The organism is Cytophagaceae bacterium ABcell3, from assembly GCA_030913385.1.
GTDB lineage: Bacteria > Bacteroidota > Bacteroidia > Cytophagales > Cytophagaceae > ABcell3.
Genome location: CP133159.1, coordinates 2,566,981 through 2,585,194 on the forward strand (window position 1 = coordinate 2,566,981; position 18,214 = coordinate 2,585,194).

At 37.9% G+C, this 18,214-nt stretch carries 21 protein-coding genes; 14 read left to right on the plus strand and 7 right to left on the minus strand.

Going from position 1 to position 18,214, the window contains the following annotated elements:
* The first annotated feature begins 72 nt into the window (after window positions 1-72).
* From RCC89_10350 to RCC89_10395, 10 genes are all read left to right on the plus strand, one after another.
* Window positions 73-582, plus strand: coding sequence for a sigma-70 family RNA polymerase sigma factor (locus RCC89_10350; protein WMJ73557.1), 510 nt, complete (start codon window positions 73-75; stop codon window positions 580-582).
* Between the two features lie 359 nt (window positions 583-941).
* Window positions 942-1,118 (plus strand): hypothetical protein, encoded by a 177-nt coding sequence (locus RCC89_10355; GenBank protein WMJ73558.1) that lies wholly within the window; start codon window positions 942-944, stop codon window positions 1,116-1,118.
* Window positions 1,119-1,171: 53 nt separating this feature from the next.
* Complete coding sequence (locus RCC89_10360; protein WMJ73559.1) at window positions 1,172-1,675, plus strand: RNA polymerase sigma factor; 504 nt, start codon at window positions 1,172-1,174, stop codon at window positions 1,673-1,675.
* A gap of 88 nt (window positions 1,676-1,763) precedes the next feature.
* Complete coding sequence (locus RCC89_10365) at window positions 1,764-3,671, plus strand: ATP-dependent DNA helicase RecQ (GenBank protein ID WMJ73560.1); 1,908 nt, start codon at window positions 1,764-1,766, stop codon at window positions 3,669-3,671.
* 90 nt (window positions 3,672-3,761) lie between these two features.
* On the plus strand, window positions 3,762-4,541 hold the full coding sequence (locus RCC89_10370) for an ABC transporter permease (GenBank protein ID WMJ73561.1): 780 nt from the start codon (window positions 3,762-3,764) through the stop codon (window positions 4,539-4,541).
* A 3-nt stretch (window positions 4,542-4,544) separates the two neighbouring features.
* Window positions 4,545-5,279: an ATP-binding cassette domain-containing protein gene (locus tag RCC89_10375; GenBank protein WMJ73562.1), complete on the plus strand. Its 735-nt coding sequence runs from the start codon at window positions 4,545-4,547 to the stop codon at window positions 5,277-5,279.
* 13 nt (window positions 5,280-5,292) lie between these two features.
* A complete protein-coding gene (locus tag RCC89_10380) occupies window positions 5,293-6,240 on the plus strand; it encodes an MlaD family protein (GenBank protein WMJ73563.1) in 948 nt (315 codons plus the stop codon).
* Between the two features lie 105 nt (window positions 6,241-6,345).
* The gene (locus RCC89_10385) at window positions 6,346-7,911 is read left to right on the plus strand and encodes an NFACT RNA binding domain-containing protein (GenBank protein WMJ73564.1); all 1,566 of its coding nucleotides are present in this window, start codon (window positions 6,346-6,348) and stop codon (window positions 7,909-7,911) included.
* Between the two features lie 209 nt (window positions 7,912-8,120).
* Window positions 8,121-9,194 (plus strand): ISAs1 family transposase, encoded by a 1,074-nt coding sequence (locus tag RCC89_10390; protein WMJ73565.1) that lies wholly within the window; start codon window positions 8,121-8,123, stop codon window positions 9,192-9,194.
* A 92-nt stretch (window positions 9,195-9,286) separates the two neighbouring features.
* Window positions 9,287-9,664, plus strand: a complete 378-nt coding sequence (locus tag RCC89_10395; GenBank protein WMJ73566.1) for a hypothetical protein — start codon at window positions 9,287-9,289, stop codon at window positions 9,662-9,664.
* On the opposite strand, the gene RCC89_10400 is transcribed toward RCC89_10395, so the two are convergent.
* Window positions 9,653-10,411, minus strand: coding sequence for a hypothetical protein (locus tag RCC89_10400; protein WMJ73567.1), 759 nt, complete (start codon window positions 10,409-10,411; stop codon window positions 9,653-9,655). The two genes, RCC89_10395 and RCC89_10400, sit on opposite strands and share 12 nt — an antisense overlap.
* Before the next feature lie 84 nt (window positions 10,412-10,495).
* A complete protein-coding gene (locus tag RCC89_10405; protein ID WMJ73568.1) occupies window positions 10,496-11,542 on the minus strand; it encodes an AMP-binding protein in 1,047 nt (348 codons plus the stop codon).
* 246 nt (window positions 11,543-11,788) lie between these two features.
* On the opposite strand from RCC89_10405, the gene RCC89_10410 reads away from it, so the two are divergent.
* A complete protein-coding gene (locus tag RCC89_10410) occupies window positions 11,789-12,232 on the plus strand; it encodes a PA2169 family four-helix-bundle protein (protein WMJ73569.1) in 444 nt (147 codons plus the stop codon).
* A 111-nt stretch (window positions 12,233-12,343) separates the two neighbouring features.
* On the opposite strand, the gene RCC89_10415 is transcribed toward RCC89_10410, so the two are convergent.
* The 3 genes from RCC89_10415 to RCC89_10425 all read right to left on the minus strand — a co-directional run bounded on the left by RCC89_10415 (window position 12,344) and on the right by RCC89_10425 (window position 14,664).
* Window positions 12,344-13,039, minus strand: coding sequence for an SOS response-associated peptidase (locus tag RCC89_10415; protein ID WMJ73570.1), 696 nt, complete (start codon window positions 13,037-13,039; stop codon window positions 12,344-12,346).
* Between the two features lie 183 nt (window positions 13,040-13,222).
* The gene (locus tag RCC89_10420) at window positions 13,223-14,194 is read right to left on the minus strand and encodes an alpha/beta fold hydrolase (protein ID WMJ73571.1); all 972 of its coding nucleotides are present in this window, start codon (window positions 14,192-14,194) and stop codon (window positions 13,223-13,225) included.
* 8 nt (window positions 14,195-14,202) lie between these two features.
* The gene (locus RCC89_10425) at window positions 14,203-14,664 is read right to left on the minus strand and encodes a DUF1232 domain-containing protein (protein ID WMJ73572.1); all 462 of its coding nucleotides are present in this window, start codon (window positions 14,662-14,664) and stop codon (window positions 14,203-14,205) included.
* A gap of 202 nt (window positions 14,665-14,866) precedes the next feature.
* Here RCC89_10425 and hisG point away from each other — a divergent pair, with 202 nt between their 5' ends.
* Entirely contained in the window at window positions 14,867-15,727 is an 861-nt protein-coding gene (hisG, locus tag RCC89_10430; protein WMJ73573.1) for an ATP phosphoribosyltransferase, read from the plus strand.
* Window positions 15,724-17,013 carry a histidinol dehydrogenase gene (gene hisD, locus RCC89_10435; protein WMJ73574.1) on the plus strand — a complete coding sequence of 430 codons (1,290 nt, stop codon included), beginning with the start codon at window positions 15,724-15,726 and terminating at the stop codon, window positions 17,011-17,013. The genes hisG and hisD overlap by 4 nt, the downstream gene beginning before the upstream one ends.
* Here hisD and RCC89_10440 read toward each other — a convergent pair.
* Entirely contained in the window at window positions 17,010-17,462 is a 453-nt protein-coding gene (locus RCC89_10440; GenBank protein ID WMJ73575.1) for an SRPBCC family protein, read from the minus strand. The genes hisD and RCC89_10440 overlap by 4 nt on opposite strands.
* A 113-nt stretch (window positions 17,463-17,575) precedes the next feature.
* Between RCC89_10440 and RCC89_10445 the strand changes: the two genes are divergently transcribed.
* Complete coding sequence (locus RCC89_10445) at window positions 17,576-17,770, plus strand: cold shock domain-containing protein (protein ID WMJ73576.1); 195 nt, start codon at window positions 17,576-17,578, stop codon at window positions 17,768-17,770.
* 75 nt (window positions 17,771-17,845) lie between these two features.
* Here the strand turns inward: RCC89_10445 and RCC89_10450 are convergent, their stop codons facing one another.
* On the minus strand, window positions 17,846-18,052 hold the full coding sequence (locus RCC89_10450) for a hypothetical protein (protein WMJ73577.1): 207 nt from the start codon (window positions 18,050-18,052) through the stop codon (window positions 17,846-17,848).
* Window positions 18,053-18,214: the final 162 nt, after the last annotated feature.

Below are 18,214 nucleotides of genomic sequence, written 5' to 3' on the forward strand. Positions count from 1 at the left end.
TGATGTCTCTTGTTCCTTTATGGTATGTGATATGGTAAAGTAAATTTAAGGAAAAGTAAAAACTGGTTTTTTATGACTAATGTAGAATTCAACGACCTCGTATATAGCGCTTCAAAATCTTTAAAATATCCTGCACTAAAGTTTACGCACAATCAATCTGATGCTAATGACCTTGTGCAGGATACGATTTTAAAAGCTTTAAAGAATAAAAATAAATTTAAGAAAGGTACTAACATTAAAGCATGGTTATATATAATCATGAAGAATACCTTTATAAGTAATTATCATAAAATTGAAAAGAGAAACAATCTTGTTGACCCAATAGATGATGATTACGCTTTGATAGTTCCAAGTACTATTACCAGCAATGAGGGTACTAGTAATGTGGCAATGGACGAAATCAATAAAGCTATCAATAACCTTGATAAGGTTTTCAAAGAACCATTTATGATGCACTTCTCTGGTTTTAAATATGAGGAGATCGCACAACAGCTTAAAATTCCTATGGGTACTGTTAAAAACCGTATACACGTAGCGAGAAAAATTCTTATGCAAGATCTTAAAGATTATAAGATAAGATAATCTTATATATAAGTATTTAACTGTGTTAGGCAGTCGTTTTTATTAACGTCTGCCTTTTTTTATACCCAGCTTTTCATTTTTGTAATTAAATAAGTAAAATGTTTATAAATATTACATGAATAAATATTATTCTCCTTATTTAATTATTTGTGTTTTTGGTACATGTTTATTTTGTTAATAAAAGGTTAATAAGTTACATGTAAATTTTGCTTCTCTATATTTGCTAAGTGTATTATTTGCTGTAGTTTTGTGATAACAAAGTCACTAAAAGAAGAGTTTTTTAAGTGTATTTTGATATTTTGTTTACATAGTATTTGTAATTTATTTGTTGAACTTTTAATAAAAATTTAGGTTGAATTATGAAACGTCACTTCAGTCAGAAAAATCTTTCGGGCAAGAAAATTAAACATGAATTTAAGAAATTGGTACATCAGTATGATGATGAGGATTACATGGATGCTTTTTCGGAAACACAGCAAATAAATAGTGTAGAGACTTTCAAGAAGAAGTCTGGTAATAAGAAAGTAAATCAATAATTAACTAATATTTTTTAATAACCTTAACTATTCTCCACCTAAAAACTAAGTTTATGACAGCAGTTGAATTCAACGACATGGTTTATTCAGCATCAAAATCCCTTAAAATTCCTGCATTAAAGTTCACGCACAATAACAATGATGCAAATGACTTGATTCAGGATACTATTTTAAAAGCACTTCGGAACCGGTCTAAGTTTAAGAGTGGCACGAACATCAAGGCATGGTTATATATTATTATGAAAAACACCTTTATTAGCAACTACCATAAGATTGACAAAAGGAACACTTTGGTAGATCCTATTGATGAGGGGTATAACTTTAACATTACCAGTACTATATCTTTTAATGAAGGTGCTGCAAATATTAACACTAAAGAGATTTTTAAAGCAATTAAAAAGCTTGATAAAACATTTAGAGTGCCGTTTATGATGCACTATGAAGGATTTAAATACAATGAAATTGCCGAGCACCTGAATATTCCAATGGGTACGGTGAAGAATAGGATCCATGTGGCGCGGAAAACTTTAATGGACTGCTTGAGAGAGTTTAAATAAGGTTCTGACATACTGGTAAATATTTGAAGGCTGCTTTTATCGGGCAGCCTTTTTTATTATCTTGGGTGCGGTCGAGTTTTATGGGTAAATGCTTACAGAGTTATTGAAGAAATATTGGGGATATGAATCCTTTCGGGAACCCCAGGAAGATATTGTTCAAAGTGTTGTAGATGGCAATAATGTACTGGCTTTGCTTCCTACAGGTGGAGGAAAGTCTTTATGCTTTCAATTGCCTGCTCTTGCTATGGATGGTACATGTATCGTAATCAGCCCATTGATAGCGTTGATGAAGGATCAAGTAGAGCAGCTTAAGAAATTGAACATACCTGCCGGGGCTTTGTACTCTGGAATGCATAAAAGGGATATTTCTATTACGCTTGAGAATTGTCTTCAAGGTTACCTCAAGATCTTATATGTTTCTCCCGAAAGGCTTCAGTCTGAGTTTTTTTTAAGGTACGTGCAAAACTTCCGGGTATCTTTTGTCGCTGTTGATGAGGCCCATTGTATTTCCCAATGGGGCTATGACTTCCGGCCTTCTTATTTAGAGATTGCCTCTTTTTTAGAACTCTTGCCTTCGGTGCCTGTTATTGCGCTTACCGCTACTGCAACCTCTAAAGTTCAAGATGATATTATTGATAAGCTGGCCTTAACCAACTGCAAGCGTTTTAAAAACAGTTTTTCAAGACCCAATATTTCTTTTTCCTGCTTTAATCCTGATGATAAGGAAGGTAAAATTGTAGAAATTTTAAATAAAGTCCCTGGGGCTGCTATTGTATATGTGCGTAACCGCAAAAAGGCAAAGGAGCTTGCTCTTTTGCTAAATAGGAAAGGGATATCTGCCGGGTATTACCATGCCGGACTGCCAGTGAATGAAAGGGAAGGCATTCAGGATAGATGGCTTAAGGATAGATTTAGGGTGATGGTGGCTACCAATGCTTTTGGAATGGGCATTAATAAACCTGATGTAAGGGTAGTGGTACACTATGGCCCTCCTGAAGACCCAGAATCTTACTACCAAGAAGCGGGAAGGGCAGGGCGTGATGGCAGAAAATCTTATGCGGTTTTGCTTTATTACCAGCAAGAAGTACAAGGTCTTTTGGATCGGATTTACCAGAAATTCCCACCTACAGACCTCATAAAGAGGGTGTATCAAAGCTTAGGGAATTTTTATAGGTTGGCAGTAGGTTCTGGTAAGGATGAATTGTTCGAGTTTAGTTTTGAAGAGTTTGTCCGTATTTATAAATATCCAGCCACTGAAACTTACCATGCTTTAAAGCAACTGGAAAAATCAGGGTTTATCGAGTTTAATGAATCTTTTTATACACCTTCACGCTTACACTTGACTATTAGCGAAGCTGACTTGTATAAGTTTCGAGTTGAAAATCCTCAGTTTGACCTTATGCTAAAATCTATGCTTAGATTATATGGAGGCGAACTGTTTAGCGGGTTTACCGTTGTTTCTGAAACCGATATCGGCAAGCTTTCCAACTTGGGGGAACCAATGGTAAAAGAAAGACTTCAGTTTCTTCACAAAACAAATGTTCTTATCTATCAGCCTGTAAAAGACAAACCTCATATTTTGTTCACTGAAGCAAGGGCTGATATGAAAGGGTTGGCTTTAAATATAAAAGAGATAGAGGCGCGCAAAGAAAATGAGCTTGCCAAAGCTCGTGCTATGCAAGGTTATATGACGGAGATGTTGGTATGTCGTCAACAATTTATCCTTGATTATTTTGATGAAGAATTTGAAGTCGGATGTGGTATTTGTGATAACTGTTTACAGCGGAAGAAAAGCGAACTTGCAGAGTCCGAAGAGTTGAAAAATGAGTTACTTAAAAGATTAGAGCAAGGATCTTCGTCGGTAAAGGACTTGAAACAAGATTATAAAACCTACTCTAATGATACAATTATTGCTTCACTGAGGGTGTTGGCTGACGCTGGGCAAGTATATATCAAGGACAATATCGTATATCACGAAAATGACAAACCTGATTGATCCTGGATGCATAATGCAGGTTGAATTTTAGGGTATGTTTTTTAACAAAATGCAAGGGGAAAAGCTTAATAATATTGAGCAGCTCTTTGTATGAAAGATTATCAATCATTTTTACCCAAACATATTTCGCAATTTCTGGAATCGGCAGGAGCCCTGACACGGTTTACCGGGAAGTTTTTTAAAGAAGCTTTTACGCCTCCGCATGAGTGGAAGGAGATTTTTAAGCAGTGCTATAATTTAGGTGTAAAGTCCTTATCGCTTGTAGGTATTTCTGCTTTTATTATTGGCATGGTATTGACCATCCAAGCGAAGCCAACTATGGCAGAGTTTGGTGCGGTTTCTTTCATTCCTGCCATGGTTTCTCTTTCTATTATCCGTGAAATAGGGCCTGTGCTGACTGCATTGATATGTGCTGGAAAAATTGGTAGTGGTATTGGGGCTGAGCTTGGTTCTATGAAGGTCACAGAACAGCTTGATGCTATGGCTGTATCTGGCACAAGGGCTTTTAACTACACTGTGGTAACACGGGTCACAGCCACTACTTTCATGATTCCTGTTTTGGTTTTTTATGCAGATATCATAGGTCTTATGGGATCTTGGTTTGGAATGAACATAGATAGCTCTATGTCTTTGAGGTTGTTCCTGAGGCAAGCCCTAGGTGCTGTTCTTTTTATTGACATAGTTTCGGCCACTGTCAAATCATTTTTCTTTGGTTTAGCTATTGGGATAGTAGGGTGCTATAAAGGGTATAATGCAACAAAAGGTACTGTAGGGGTCGGTAAGGCTGCTAACTCCGCTGTGGTAGTGGCCTCTCTTCTGGTTTTTATCCTGGATATGATAGCTGTACAGATTACCCAATTATTTATGTAAGTTATGAGTAGGAAAATTGTAATTGAGGCATCTAACATAACAAAAAGGTTTAATGACATGAAAGTCTTAGATGGGGTTTCTTTCAATTTGTACGAAAAGGAGAACCTTGTCATATTAGGACGCTCTGGTACGGGGAAATCTGTTTTGCTTAAATCTATCGTAGGGCTGATCAAGCCTGATAATGGTACATTAAAAGTATTGGATAAAGATGTCTGCTGCCTTTCTGACCGTGAATTGATGGATATTAGACGAAAAGTGGGTTTTTTGTTTCAAGGTGGTGCATTATACGACTCAATGACTGTCAGGGAAAATCTTGAATTCCCGTTGGTTCGGAAAAATGCTAGTATTTCTAAAGAGGAGTTAGAAGAAGCTATTATGGATGTGTTGGAAAGTGTTGGTCTGAAGAATACAGTAAATAAAATGCCAGGGGAGCTTTCCGGTGGAATGCAAAAAAGAATTGCACTGGCCAGAACTTTGGTCTTAAAGCCTGAAATAATGTTGTATGATGAGCCAACAACTGGGCTTGATCCTGTAACAAGTCAGGAGATAAGTCGGTTAATTAATAAGATGAGGGAAAAGTATAATATGTCTTCCCTTGTTATTACGCACGATATGGCCTGTGCAAAATCGGTTGGGGACAGGATTTTTTTACTTAGCGAGGGTCGTTTTCAGGAAGAAGGCGATTTTGAAAGCCTTCGAAATTCCGATAATGCATACATTAAGGCTTTTTTTCATTAAATGGGATACGTGAATGAGCAGGAATATAAGATTAGGGGCGTTTGTAATTGTTGGTACGCTAATATTTATAGGGATCCTATATTTTTTGGCGCAGCAGCGCAATCTTTTTGGGTCTACCGTGAATGTTAAAGCTTACTTTCACAATGTTAGTGGGCTTCAAAGTGGCAATAATGTACAATTTTCTGGCATTAATGTAGGAACGGTAAGAAGTTTGGATATTGAGGAAGGGGCAAGGGTAAAGGTTACTATGGCTATTTCTAAAGAAGTTGCCAAGTATATCAGAAAAGACAGTAAGGCCAGTATTGGTTCTGAAGGTTTAATGGGTAACCGTATCATCGTGATTTCATCAGGCAGCTCAGACATGCCTCAAATTGCCGAAAATGATGAAATTAAGGGCGAAGAGCCTGTGGCCATGGAAGATATCATGAACACTTTTGTGGAAACTGGTGCCAATGCCAAAAAAATTACTGCGGATCTTTCTGAAATTATGGACAAGGTTAAGCATGGGGAAGGTGTTTTAGGTATGATGGTGGCTGATACTAATTTTCAGGATCGGTTGGTAAATGCTTTTTACTCTTTGGAGCAATCTGGTAAAAATTTATCTCAGGTTTCAGAAGATTTTTCTGCCATAAGTGCTAAAACTAGACGAGGGGAGGGGACTTTGGGCAAATTGTTGGTAGATGAAGAAATTTCTGGAAACTTAAATGTTGCTCTGGATTCCTTAAAGTCCGCTGGAAGCAAGTCTGCTGAGGCTACGGATAACTTGGTTCTTTTTACAGAAAAACTCAACAACTCTAGAGGACCTTTAGGTAGGCTTTTAACGGATACTACCATGGCCGATACTATGGATGAAACCTTAGGAAAGGCCAATGAAAGTGCAGAGGATCTTGAAGTTCTGGTAAAGCGGGTTCGGAACAGTGGACTGATGAATTTTTTGTTCGGTACACGTAGGAATGATTGAGCAGTATGGGGTGAAAAAAGCTGGAGTACAAATAAATGCCAATGGGAACCTTTTATTTTCCCCTGATACTTTTTATTATTATCCTGCTTTCAAAACTAAATTGCCGTGCATAATAATTATTTTTTTATTAAAAATATCAGTAGTGAGCTGGGAGAAATATTGCCAGGGATGCAGCTTGCTGAGTGTTTTAGTCAGAACAAGGATGAGTTAATCCTGATTTTTACACATCAAGAGAAAGAGTTTGTGATTCAGGCGCATCTGACTTCTGTTTTTTCGGTTTTGAATTTCCCTAAAGAATATTTTAGAGCAAAGAAAAATACCGTTAACCTTTTTAATGAGCTTAAAAATGCGACGGTTGAGTCTGTTACGCAACCTGAAGGCGAGAGGGCTTTTGTAATAAACTTTCATGGTTATCAACTTTTGTTTAAGCTCTTTGGTAATCGTGCAAATATAATCTTGTTTGAACAGGGTACTTTTTGCAAAATGTTCAAGAATAGCCTTCGCCAAGACTTGAACTTGGATATTAATTCAATTGGTAGGGTGGTCGACTTTGATTTGACAGCCCTTCCAGATGTAAGGACGTTCATAAAGCAATACCCTTTTTTGGGCAAAGAAACTGCTGAGTATTTGACTGAACTTGGATATGATGATGCTGACAGTAATGGGCGTAGATCTATTTTGCAAAAAGTTCTAGATACTCTTAATCAAAAACATTTTTACTTGATTAATGACGATGGCCAGTATCATTTGTCCTTTTTTGCACATGGAGAGGTAGCTCAGGAATTTACTTCTGCCATTGAAGCTTCTTCTGCGCTGTATGTTCACTTTTTTAAGTATACCTGGCTAAACAGGCAAAAACAAGCATTGGAAAGTAAGCTGGGGCAGCTTATTAAGAAGACCGAAAAGTATATTGAAAATGCGTATTCAAAATTAATTGAGCTTGAAGAAAAGGCATCACCTTCACAAACGGCTGATATAATTATGGCTAATTTGCATGCCATTCCTCCCAAGGCTGAAAGCGTGAACCTATATGATTTTTACAATGACCGACATGTGGATATTTCCCTAAACCCAGACATGTCTCCTCAAAAGTTTGCCTCAAAGCTATATCAAAAAGCTAAAAACAGGCCTGTGGAGCTACAAAGCATACGTGATAATATAGCTGGGGGAGAAAGTCGTATTCAGGAATATAAAAACGATCTTCAGCTTGCAAAAGAGGCGGAAAACTATAAATCGTTCAATAAGATCAAGAAGAAATATGAAAGGGAAGATCCTGAAAAAGTAAGTACTACCGAAGGAAACTTTAAGACGTTCGAATTTATGGGTTTCAAAATTCTGGTAGGGAGAAATGCTGCCAATAATGATGTGTTGACTCAGCAATATGCTGCTAAAAATGATTTGTGGTTGCACGCTCGTGATGTTTCCGGTTCTCATGTAGTTATAAGAAATAAGCCTGGTAAACCATTTCCAGCACCAGTAATAGAAAAAGCGGCTTCTGTAGCAGCCTTTTATTCTAAGAGAAAAACAGACTCGCTGTGCCCTGTTATTGTTACAGAAAAGAAGTTTGTGAGAAAAGTAAAAGGGGCACCTACAGGCGCAGTCAAAGTTGAAAAGGAAAAGGTTATTATGGTAGAGCCTGCAGGGCTGACGCATTTAAGTTTCAGGGTGTAAGGAACTGCCTTACAGGGCGTTCCGCAAGTCTCATAACCTTTATTGGGTTTATTTAATATATGGGTGCCTTACGGGGCACTGATGATACAAATATAATAATTTTTTAATTGATAATCAGTGTTTTAACATTTTTTGCTTGACTTTTTTCTATATAGAGAACTCAATTAAAAAATTCAGTTTCCGATTCATTTGTTCGTATATTTGGCACTGTGTCAGAACCAAGAAGAACCATCAAAGGCAATTTCAAATATCCGCTGCAGGAGATCCTGTTTCTGTGCGTAAGTGCCGTTGTCAGCAATGCGGGGGACTGGCATGAGATTGTTACATTCGGCAAAGAAAAAATTGAATGGCTACGTAAATTTTTTCCTTACCGTAACGGTGTCCCTTCGCACGATACCCTGGAAAGGGTATTTGCAAAGATAGTACCGGATGAATTTGGCGAGTGTTTTGTAGAGTGGGCATCAACCATGTTCAGACCAGTCGAAAACGAGACAATCAATATTGACGGGAAGCGGATCCGTGGATCGTATGACAACAGAAAGGGCGCCAATGCATTGCACATGGTATCGGCTTATGCCACCGCTAACCAGCTTACCCTCGGTCAATTGGCCGTGCCAGACAAAAGCAACGAGATCACAGCCATTCCCAAGCTTTTGGATATGATAACTGTTGAAAACACAACAGTGACAATAGATGCCATGGGCTGCCAAAAAGATATTACGGAAAAAATAATCCGGAAAAACGGTGATTATGTAATTGCTGTAAAGAACAACCAGAAAGAGCTATTCCAGCAAATAGACAGGGCTTTTAAAAAACAGGTAATTGCAGATGTGCACAAACAGATAGACACGGGACATGGCAGGTTGGAGAGCCGCACCTGCAAACTGATAAATGACCTGAGGTTCATAGATGCAGCACATCAATGGTGCGGCATAAAGTCAGTGGCAAGGTTAGAGTCAGAGCGCTATAACAAGCTTACAGGAAAGCAGGAGCAACAGGTGAGGTATTATATAAGCAGCCATGACAAGACCGCTGAATGGCTTAACGGTACAATACGCAACCACTGGGCAATTGAAAACAAGCTGCACTGGAGCCTGGATGTGGTTTTTGGGGAAGATAGTTCCAGAAGAAGAAAGGGATATACAGCACAAAACTTCCACATCTTAAATAAAGTGTCCCTGATCTTGCTACAAAAACATAAATCTAAGGAAACAAAACCCAAAAAAAGGTATAAGGCAATATTCAATGATGCTTTCAGGGAAGAAATTTTAGATGTTTTTTAAATGCGTCAGCCCTGGTAGAGCCTGCCGATATTTGAATCATGTTGATTTTTTCATTATCTTAATCGATAAATTTATCAATTAAGAAACATCACATGAGAAACCTTTTAGTATTTATTGTTTTTGCTCTGTTTTTATCAGCTTGTACTGAAAAAAGTGTAGAAATTGTAGAACAGTCGCCTGAGCAAAATGTTGAAATCAGAATTACTGGTGTTAAGCCTACTATGGTTGATCCTTTCAATGTCAGTATCAATGTAAAAGGTTATGGCTCTGATGAAACAGTTACAACTGAAATACATAGCAGTGAGCTCGACTCAGAAAATGTAAAATTTGAATGGGTTTCAGAAAATGAATGTTTCTTTACATTCATTCAGCAAGATAACACCATTCGTAGAATGCACTTACTGATCGGTGAAAGGCAATTGCAGTTAAAGGAAGCCGGCAGTAATTCTGCCGACCATTTATCCATGTGATGCTAGTTGGTCAAACAATTTATCGAGTTTTTGTAAAGTCTGCATATTTTCGGGATTTTTAGCAGATTCGCCAAATTTATACCATAGACCTTCGCCGGGATCAATATAGGTTCCGGCATTTTTGGGTTTTTTCTCCAAAGCATCTTCAGGGAAAAAGTCAAGGGAAAAAATATCTTTTAACAAAGCGTTCAGGTTTTCCCAAGGATATTCCATTTTTACCTCACTTCCTTTGTCTTTAAAAACAGATACTAAAACTTTTTTCTCGCTAAAGTCTGGGGTGAGATGTAGCAGGTAGTCAGTTTGCTTGTCTTTTATCTTTCTTATCGCAATTGTGAAAGGCACTTCTTTGCCAGTAGTTACATATACTGCCTGTATAAGTTCTTCTACAAAAAATCTAAAATGCTCTGCTTTTGGACTGCCTTCATGGATGTTTCCCTGCTGGTCTGTTACTTTTAAATGTATGTCAGCTGTGGGGTTCTTTTTTAGTTTAATATTAGAAAGCACTTTTTGGATTTCCTTGCCCCAGACAGGTTTTAAATTGCCTTGCCACGTAAAGTCATCATCTGGTGAAAAACCTTCTTCATAAATCTCTTCTTCTGTCAGCTCTTCCCGGTTTGTATATTGAACATTGAAGTCTATATAGGGACTATCTTCTTCAAGTGTTCCTTTTATTAGGTACTGGTGGGAAAAGGGAGGCGGAAGTTCGTTTATATTATAAGATATTTCAAATTTTTTAATCTTGTCCATGTGCTTATATACTTGCTTGTTAAATAGGACGTGCTGAGAAACGTCCAAAAATTTTTTTTTAATGTTTATAATGGGTGAAAGGGTTTACTCCTTATTTCCCCCAGGGGTTCCAAATAGTAATTCTTTTGTTTTGATCCGGTTTATTTTATCATTTTTAGTGTAAACAAAGCGGTTGAGATTGTATAATGCTTTGGGGTTTTCGTATTTCCCAAGTTTGTTTTTCAATAGCTGACCAATGGTTTCTAACTCCTCTTTTTTCCCTTCAGTAACCAATATGATTTTCTCACCTAAAAAATCATCAGGTACAGAAGTAATGAAAAAGTGGCATGGTATCTCATGTTCATTAAGTATGTTAGAGACTTTCTTTTCTAGTTCTTCCGGGTGAACTTTAATTCCACCGGTATTGATCGCATTGTCCGCTCGACCTTTCCATATAAACTGATCGGAGCTGATTAGTTCTACTACATCATTAGTTATGATTTGTTTATAATCAGTCGAAGGGGCTGAAATGGTCAGGCACCCTCTGTGATCTTGTCCTAGGTTTACCCCTTTAAGCGCTGTAAAGATATCACTTTTCTGGTTTTGGTTATTTATCTTTTTCAGTGCTATGTGAGAAACTGTCTCTGTCATACCATAAGTATTGTAAACAGGTGCGGTGATAATGTTCGACAACGTTTTCAATGATTCGTTCACCGGAGCTCCACCTACAATGATGGCTTTCATGTTGTTCAGTATATGTATTTTTTCAGGACTTTGTTTTAATATATTTTCGAGCTGAATGGGTACTAAAGCTGTAAAGTCTAATTTTTGCTCTGGGTCTATGTTGTGTAATGGGTTAGAAGAGGGGGAGGAAATGATAAGTTCCAGGTCAAGCACCATGGCCCTTACCAGCATCATTAGCCCCCCAATATAGGCTGTATTGATGCACAATAATATCTTGTCTCCTTTTTGTAAGCCTAAAGCTTCAGCCGTCATATGGGCACTCGCCTCCATTTGGTTTCTTGTCAAGGTAATAGGTTTTGGTTTTCCTGTAGAGCCAGAAGTATTTATTTGAAAGTATTTTTCACCTTTTTCCCATGCTTGACAAAAGTTTCTGGCGTATTCAAAGTCTTCAGGAATTTCAGGTATCATAACTCAACAGGAATTTAAAGTAATAAAGGTAACCGAAGTATGCATTAGGAGCTTAATTTGGGGGCAAAGCAAATTAAGTCAGCAGTTATGTTGTTTTGCCCCTCATGGCGATTCCTATTATATATTCCGGTTAAACTTGGCCTTGAAAGTAAAAAAAGATATGTGTTTTTTGGTGCTGATGTAAGTATTCAAACATATTTTTTTTAAATATAGTTATTTAAGAGAGGGATTCTAAAAAGACGGGAAATGAAAGAGCAAAAGGAGATTATTTCTAAGATTAACGATTTGATTGAAGTGTGCAATGAAAGGGTTCAGGGTTATAGGACAGCAGCTAAAGATGTAAATGACCAGGAACTTACCTCTTTGTTTGAGCAGTATGCCAGACAAACAGAAGATTTCGTTAAAGAGTTAATGCCATACAGCGATGAAATTAATCCAGAAGAGATAGGTACGCGTACCATTGGCGATGCTTGGAAAATATGGATTGACCTGAAGGCTTCTATTACAAAAGGTGGCAGAGAGGCTATTCTAGGTGCTTGTATTACTGGTGAGCAGGCTGCTATTAGAGCTTACGAAGATAACCTTGAAGAAAACCTGCCAATGGAACTTAGAAATATTATTGTAAAGCAGTTGGGAGAGCTTAGAAGTGCTCTAGGGAATATTAAGGCTAAAAAAGAAGCACTTCATTAATTAGAAAATGCTTATTATGACTAACCTAATTGCGATATGAAAAATAAAAAATGCCACATTCAATAGTGGCATTTTTTGTTAGAGTTTTTATAACAAAATGCTGATTTTTCTTTAGTCAAAAAGAGAAAACGTTTCGCCTGGATATAATTTAGGGGCTACATGTAAACATTCAGGTATATCATAGTCAGGAGAGTTGACAATCCTGTGAGATTTATAGTAGCTCATTTTATCGCCATTGAATGGTTGGATAAGTTTGCCAAGGTCGTCTGGGCTAGCCGTTGTATCGAGCCATTGACTTTCATCTTCTGGCTTTAAAATGAGTGGCATCCTGTTGTTTAGCTCTTTTAGGAGCTCATTGGCAGGGGTTGTTACTATACTAAAAGTATAGATGATTTTGCCGTCGTAATTTTCCCATGAGTCCCATAGACCTGCAAAAGAAAAAACCGAATCGTCAGAGAGGGTGATTCTGTGAGGTTTTTTTTCTTTACCTATTTTTTTCCATTCATAATATCCATCTGCCGGTATCAAACACCTTTGTTTACCCGCTATTTGTTTAAAAGGTGCTTTGCTGAATAAAACTTCCCCTTTGGCATTGATTAGGTTTTGCCCTGTGGTTTCATTGACAGACCAATTTGGTATCAGTCCCCAGGTGAAGAGTTTTATTTCTTCGGGGTCGTTGTTACAAACAACAGGCATGCTTTGCCCTGGAGCAACATTATACCTGGGCTTGCAACCGGTAGTGTTTCGAATATTATACCTTTCTGCCAGTTTTTCAGCAGCTTGAACAAGAGAATACCTTCCACACATAATTGTTTGTTTTCTAGAAATACGTTTTAACCTGGAATATGCCAGGACTTTGTTGGGTAAGTGGTTTTAAAATCAGCAGCTTTGTTGTTTCTGTGTGTTTACAGTTATTTATCGGCTGAAAGTTTTCTGACTTTTGGCTCAATGCCACCTACCAAGACCCTTGTTGCATAATAAGGTTTAAATTTAAATATAATTGCCTATAAATTCAATAGCTCTTTTCTCAGACCAGTAAATTCCTTCACTATTGGCTTCGTAAAAGCCACAATGACCACCTGTGGCAGGAATCTCTAATAGAATATTAGATTTTTTTTCTGCTTCTGATATGGGGAAACACTCTTTAGTCAGAAAAGGGTCATTTGCTGCACTGACAATTAAAGTCGGTAATGTAATATTTTTTATATAATGAATACTACTGTTCTCCTGCCAGTACGCTTTAGCACTTTTATATCCAAACATAGGAGCAGTATATTGGCTGTCAAATTGATAAAAGTTTTTAATGGCACCAAGTTTCGAGAGATCCAAAGTGCCGGGAAATAACTTGTCCTTTTCTTTAAGTTTGGATGTAAGGCTTTTAATGAATCGCTGCATGTATATTTTGCTGCGAAACCGCGCAAGGTGATATGCAGTGGTTTCCAAGTTGCAAGGTACAGAAAAGTTTACTGCGCACCTGACTTCGGAGGGAATGGTAAACTTCTGTTCTCCAAGGTATTTTAATGTGATGTTTCCTCCAACACTGAAACCCAATAAATATAGTGAGTCGTATTGTTGCTTAGCCAGCACATGTTGAATTACATAATGTAAATCACTTGTAAAACCACTGTGGTATGAACGGATCTGTTTGTTTGCCTCTCCACTGCATCCTCTATAGTTCCAAGCTAGCACATCCGATCCTTTGAGATTTAAGGCGCGTACCATTCCTAAGACATAGGGGCGACAAGAGTCTCCTTCGAGGCCGTGGCTGATAATCACGAGGTGGTTAGAGTTATTTGGTGTGGACCAGTCAAGGTCTAAAAAGTCATTGTCATCTGTAACAATTCTTTCACGTCTGTAATGCACATTGCCCACCCTTCTAAAAAGAGCAGGCAATATTGTTTGTAAGTGTCCTGTATATAAGTATGCGGGGCTTTGATAGCCCGGCTGGTAATTAACTGGCATTTTATAGTTTACGCATGTTGAGCTTCCAACATTTTAGAAGACTCCCATTCCTGAAATTTAGCTACTTCTTCGTTGATGGTTTTGATGAACCACATTAGGACAGCAATATCGTCAATTGCGCCCCAAAAAGGAACTTTATCAGGAATTAAATCATATGGTGACACAAGATAAACAAGCGCTGCGATAAGTACAACTACTTTATAAGTAGGAAGCTCTTTGTAGTCGCCTCTTACATGCGCTTGAAACATCCTGTAAAAAGCGTTCAGTTTTTCCCACATATCAGATACTGTTACCTGCTTGTCTTCGTGGGTGGCTTTATTGTATACATCTGAAAGCATGTTGTTTAGCTGTTCAGGATGTGTGAAATAATGCCCTGCAATTTCTTTTAGTTTCTCAAACCTAGGTGACTCCCTGAAAAACTCCCCTGCTTTTCCTTTCAGCGTATTTAATCCTTTTCCCAAAGTTGTCATATGTTGTAAAATTTATCCTCTTCTATCCTTCACCTTCAAAAAGCAATAAGAAAATTACCTATGCTTCATATAAATAATAATACTTGACTATGGTAAAATGTTATTGGTATAAGTGAAAGCGTTGTAATAAAAAGTGATAAAATTTAGGTCAATATCAGTATTAATTTTTTAATTTTGGAATCTTCTTTAGAAACAAATTTTTATGAACCAGATTCTACGTCTAGCTATACAAAAATCCGGCAGGTTGAGTGAAGATTCCCTCAAGCTTATAAAAGAATGTGCAATAGATATTGCCAACGGAGGGAGTTCCTTAAAATCTACAGCCTCTAACTTTCCGGTTGAGGTGCTTTTTTTGAGAGATGACGATATCCCTGGCTACGTAGCCGATGGAGTCGCTGATATAGGTATTGTGGGGGAAAATGTATCGGAGGAAACCGGAAAATATGTAAATGTTGTAGACCGTCTTGGTTTTTCCAAGTGTCGCTTATCCATAGGTATACCCAAAAATCAGGACTATACAGGCCCTCAGAGTTTGAATGGTAAGAAAATAGCAACTTCTTATCCTAAGATCTTGTCGGATTTCTTGAAAAGGGAGAACATTTCTGCTAATATTCATGAGATTAGTGGATCTGTAGAGATCGCCCCTAGTATTGGTCTTGCTGATGCGGTATGTGATATCGTTAGCTCTGGTAGCACGCTTATCAGCAATGGCTTGAAAGAAGCCGAAGTTGTATTCCGTTCTGAAGCTGTAATGATCAGCAGTCCTCAATTGGCTGAAGAAAAAAATAAAATTCTTCAAGATTTATTGTTCAGAATGAATGCGGTAAAAAAGGCTAGGAACACTAAATATATTCTTCTGAACGCTCCTGATGAATCGATTGAAGAAATAATAGCTTTGTTGCCAGGTGTTAAAAGTCCAACCATTATGCCGTTGGCGCAGCAGGGGTGGAGTTCTTTACATTCTGTGGTAAATGAAAACGAGTTTTGGCAAGTAATAGAAAAGCTTAAAAATGCCGGCGCTGAGGGAATTTTAGTATTACCTATAGAGAAAATTATCCAATGAAAATAATAGAGTATCCTGCGAATAGCGATCTGGAAAAACTTCTTGAAAGGCCTTATGCAGATAATACTGTAGTAGAAAGTGCCGTCCAAGAGGTGTTGGCGTCTGTAAAAGAAGGTGGCGACAAAGCGTTGCTTGAGTTTACACGCCGGTTCGATCAGGCTGAAATTTCTTCACTAGCTGTTTCTTCGGAAGAGGTGCAGCAGGCAGAGCATTTGGTTCCGCAGGAACTCAAAGAAGCTATTAATACAGCTCGTTCTAATATTGAAAAATTTCATGCACTACAAAAGGAAGAATCTATAAAAGTAGAAACTTCTAAAAGTGTACAGTGCTGGCGGAAAAGTTTGCCTATTCAAAAGGTGGGACTTTATATTCCTGGAGGATCTGCGCCACTGTTTTCTACCATACTTATGTTAGCTGTTCCTGCCAAACTAGCAGGTTGCCGTGAAATAATTTTATGTACCCCGCCTTCTAAAGATGGCAGTATACATCCTGCTATCCTGTATACTGCAAAGCTTACGGGTATTTCTAAATTATTTAAAGTAGGGGGAGCACAGGCCATTGCTGCCATGACTTACGGAACAGAAAGTATTCCTTCTGTTTATAAGATTTTCGGTCCCGGCAATCAATATGTTACTACCGCCAAACAAATGGTAAGTAGGGAAGGGGTTGCTATCGACATGCCTGCTGGGCCATCAGAAGTTGCTGTCATTGCGGACGAAAGCGCTAACCCAGTGTTTGTAGCTGCTGATTTGCTTTCTCAAGCTGAACACGGTCCTGATAGTCAGGTGGTACTTATTTCTGATAGTAAAACCAAAATTTCAGAAATATTGGACGCTGTTCATGCGCAGCTTGAGCAACTTCCCAGGAAATCCTTAGCAGAGAAAGCTTTGGATAATAGTAAGGCTATATTGATTAACGATATGACAGAGGCCATGTTGGTTAGTAATGCGTATGCCCCTGAACACCTTATTTTACAGGTGAAAAATCCTGAAGCCTTAGCGGATATGGTTACCGATGCTGGTTCTGTATTTTTAGGCCACTATACACCTGAAGCTGCCGGCGACTATGCGTCTGGTACCAATCATACCCTTCCTACCAATGGGTATGCCCGTGCTTACTCTGGTGTTTCGTTAGATTCTTTTGTTAAAAAAGTTACTTTTCAACATATAACTGAAGCTGGAATACAAGCATTAGGGCCTGCTATAGAGCTGATGGCAGAAGCTGAGCAGCTCGATGCGCACAAAAATGCCGTTACAGTCAGATTGAAGCACCTTAAACAGGGCTAAGAAAATATTTCTGCACATTTGGTCTGGCGGTAGTCAAAAATACTTTTGAGCCTTCCTGAGACAAATAGTTTGTGTACCAAGGGTTCTATAATCCATCCGGGGACTTTGTAATCCACTATATCTATCATTTCTGTAGATGTGCCTTTAGGGGTAAGTATATGTTGGTGCTCCCAAAGTAGGTATGGTCCACGGATCTGTTTGTCTACAAACTTTTTCATGGGTTCCCAGTGGGTTATTTGGGTTCTCCAAAACATCGGTATCCCGCTCAATTTAATCTTATAATCTATAATTGTGCCCTCTGCTATTTCAATGGGGGGCTTTGAAATAATTTTGAACTGCATTTCGGGAGGCGTGATGATATTTAGGTTTTCTGCCTTGCTGAAAAAATTAAAAACTTCCTCTATAGGTCTGTTTAATGTTGTGGTTCTTTTGATGGTTCTTGTTTTCATGACAAGTCAACCATTAGGGAAAGGGTAAAGTTTTTTAGTTTTTTTTATTTTTTTTCTAAACAAAAGGGTATAGATCTGGTTTATATGAGAGTTGCAATTTTTAATTTTATTTTATGAAAAAAGGAAAAGTAAAATTCTACAATGACTCTAAAGGATATGGATTTATTGTAGAGGATGATTCTCAAAAAGACATCTTTGTTCATTCTAGTGGCTTGCTTAGTCCAATCAACCAAAATGATTTGGTTACGTTTAGTGTAGAACAGGGAAGAAAAGGCATGAACGCGGTTAACGTAGAACTAGTATCATAAAAGATATACGGATTGGTTTAATTGGTTTTTTAGGTTACAAAAAGAAACATGCCTCCATGAGGGGGCATGTTTTTATTATTTATAGTCATCATCATCATTTATATGGTGCCGTTCGTCTCTTCTAGGCACTCTTTTCAGAAACTTCGACAGGAGAGGAATTACAATTATCATCAATACAATCAAAATCAGACCTTCTACCCAATCTATCGTATTATAAGCTACTCCTGCAGCTATTAGTATAATTACACCAATAGCTCCTAATATCATTTGTGTATTGCTCATAAGACCTATTGTTTGTTATTAAAAAAACAATAGGTGTGTTAAAATGGTTGCACAGGAGATTTGAGCTAATGGAAGCTTGGTCTTATGTTGCCCTCCTTAAATATCAAGTGTTTTGAGGTCTTGAAGTCCGAAATATGCCCTAAATGGCCGTACCTTATTGTA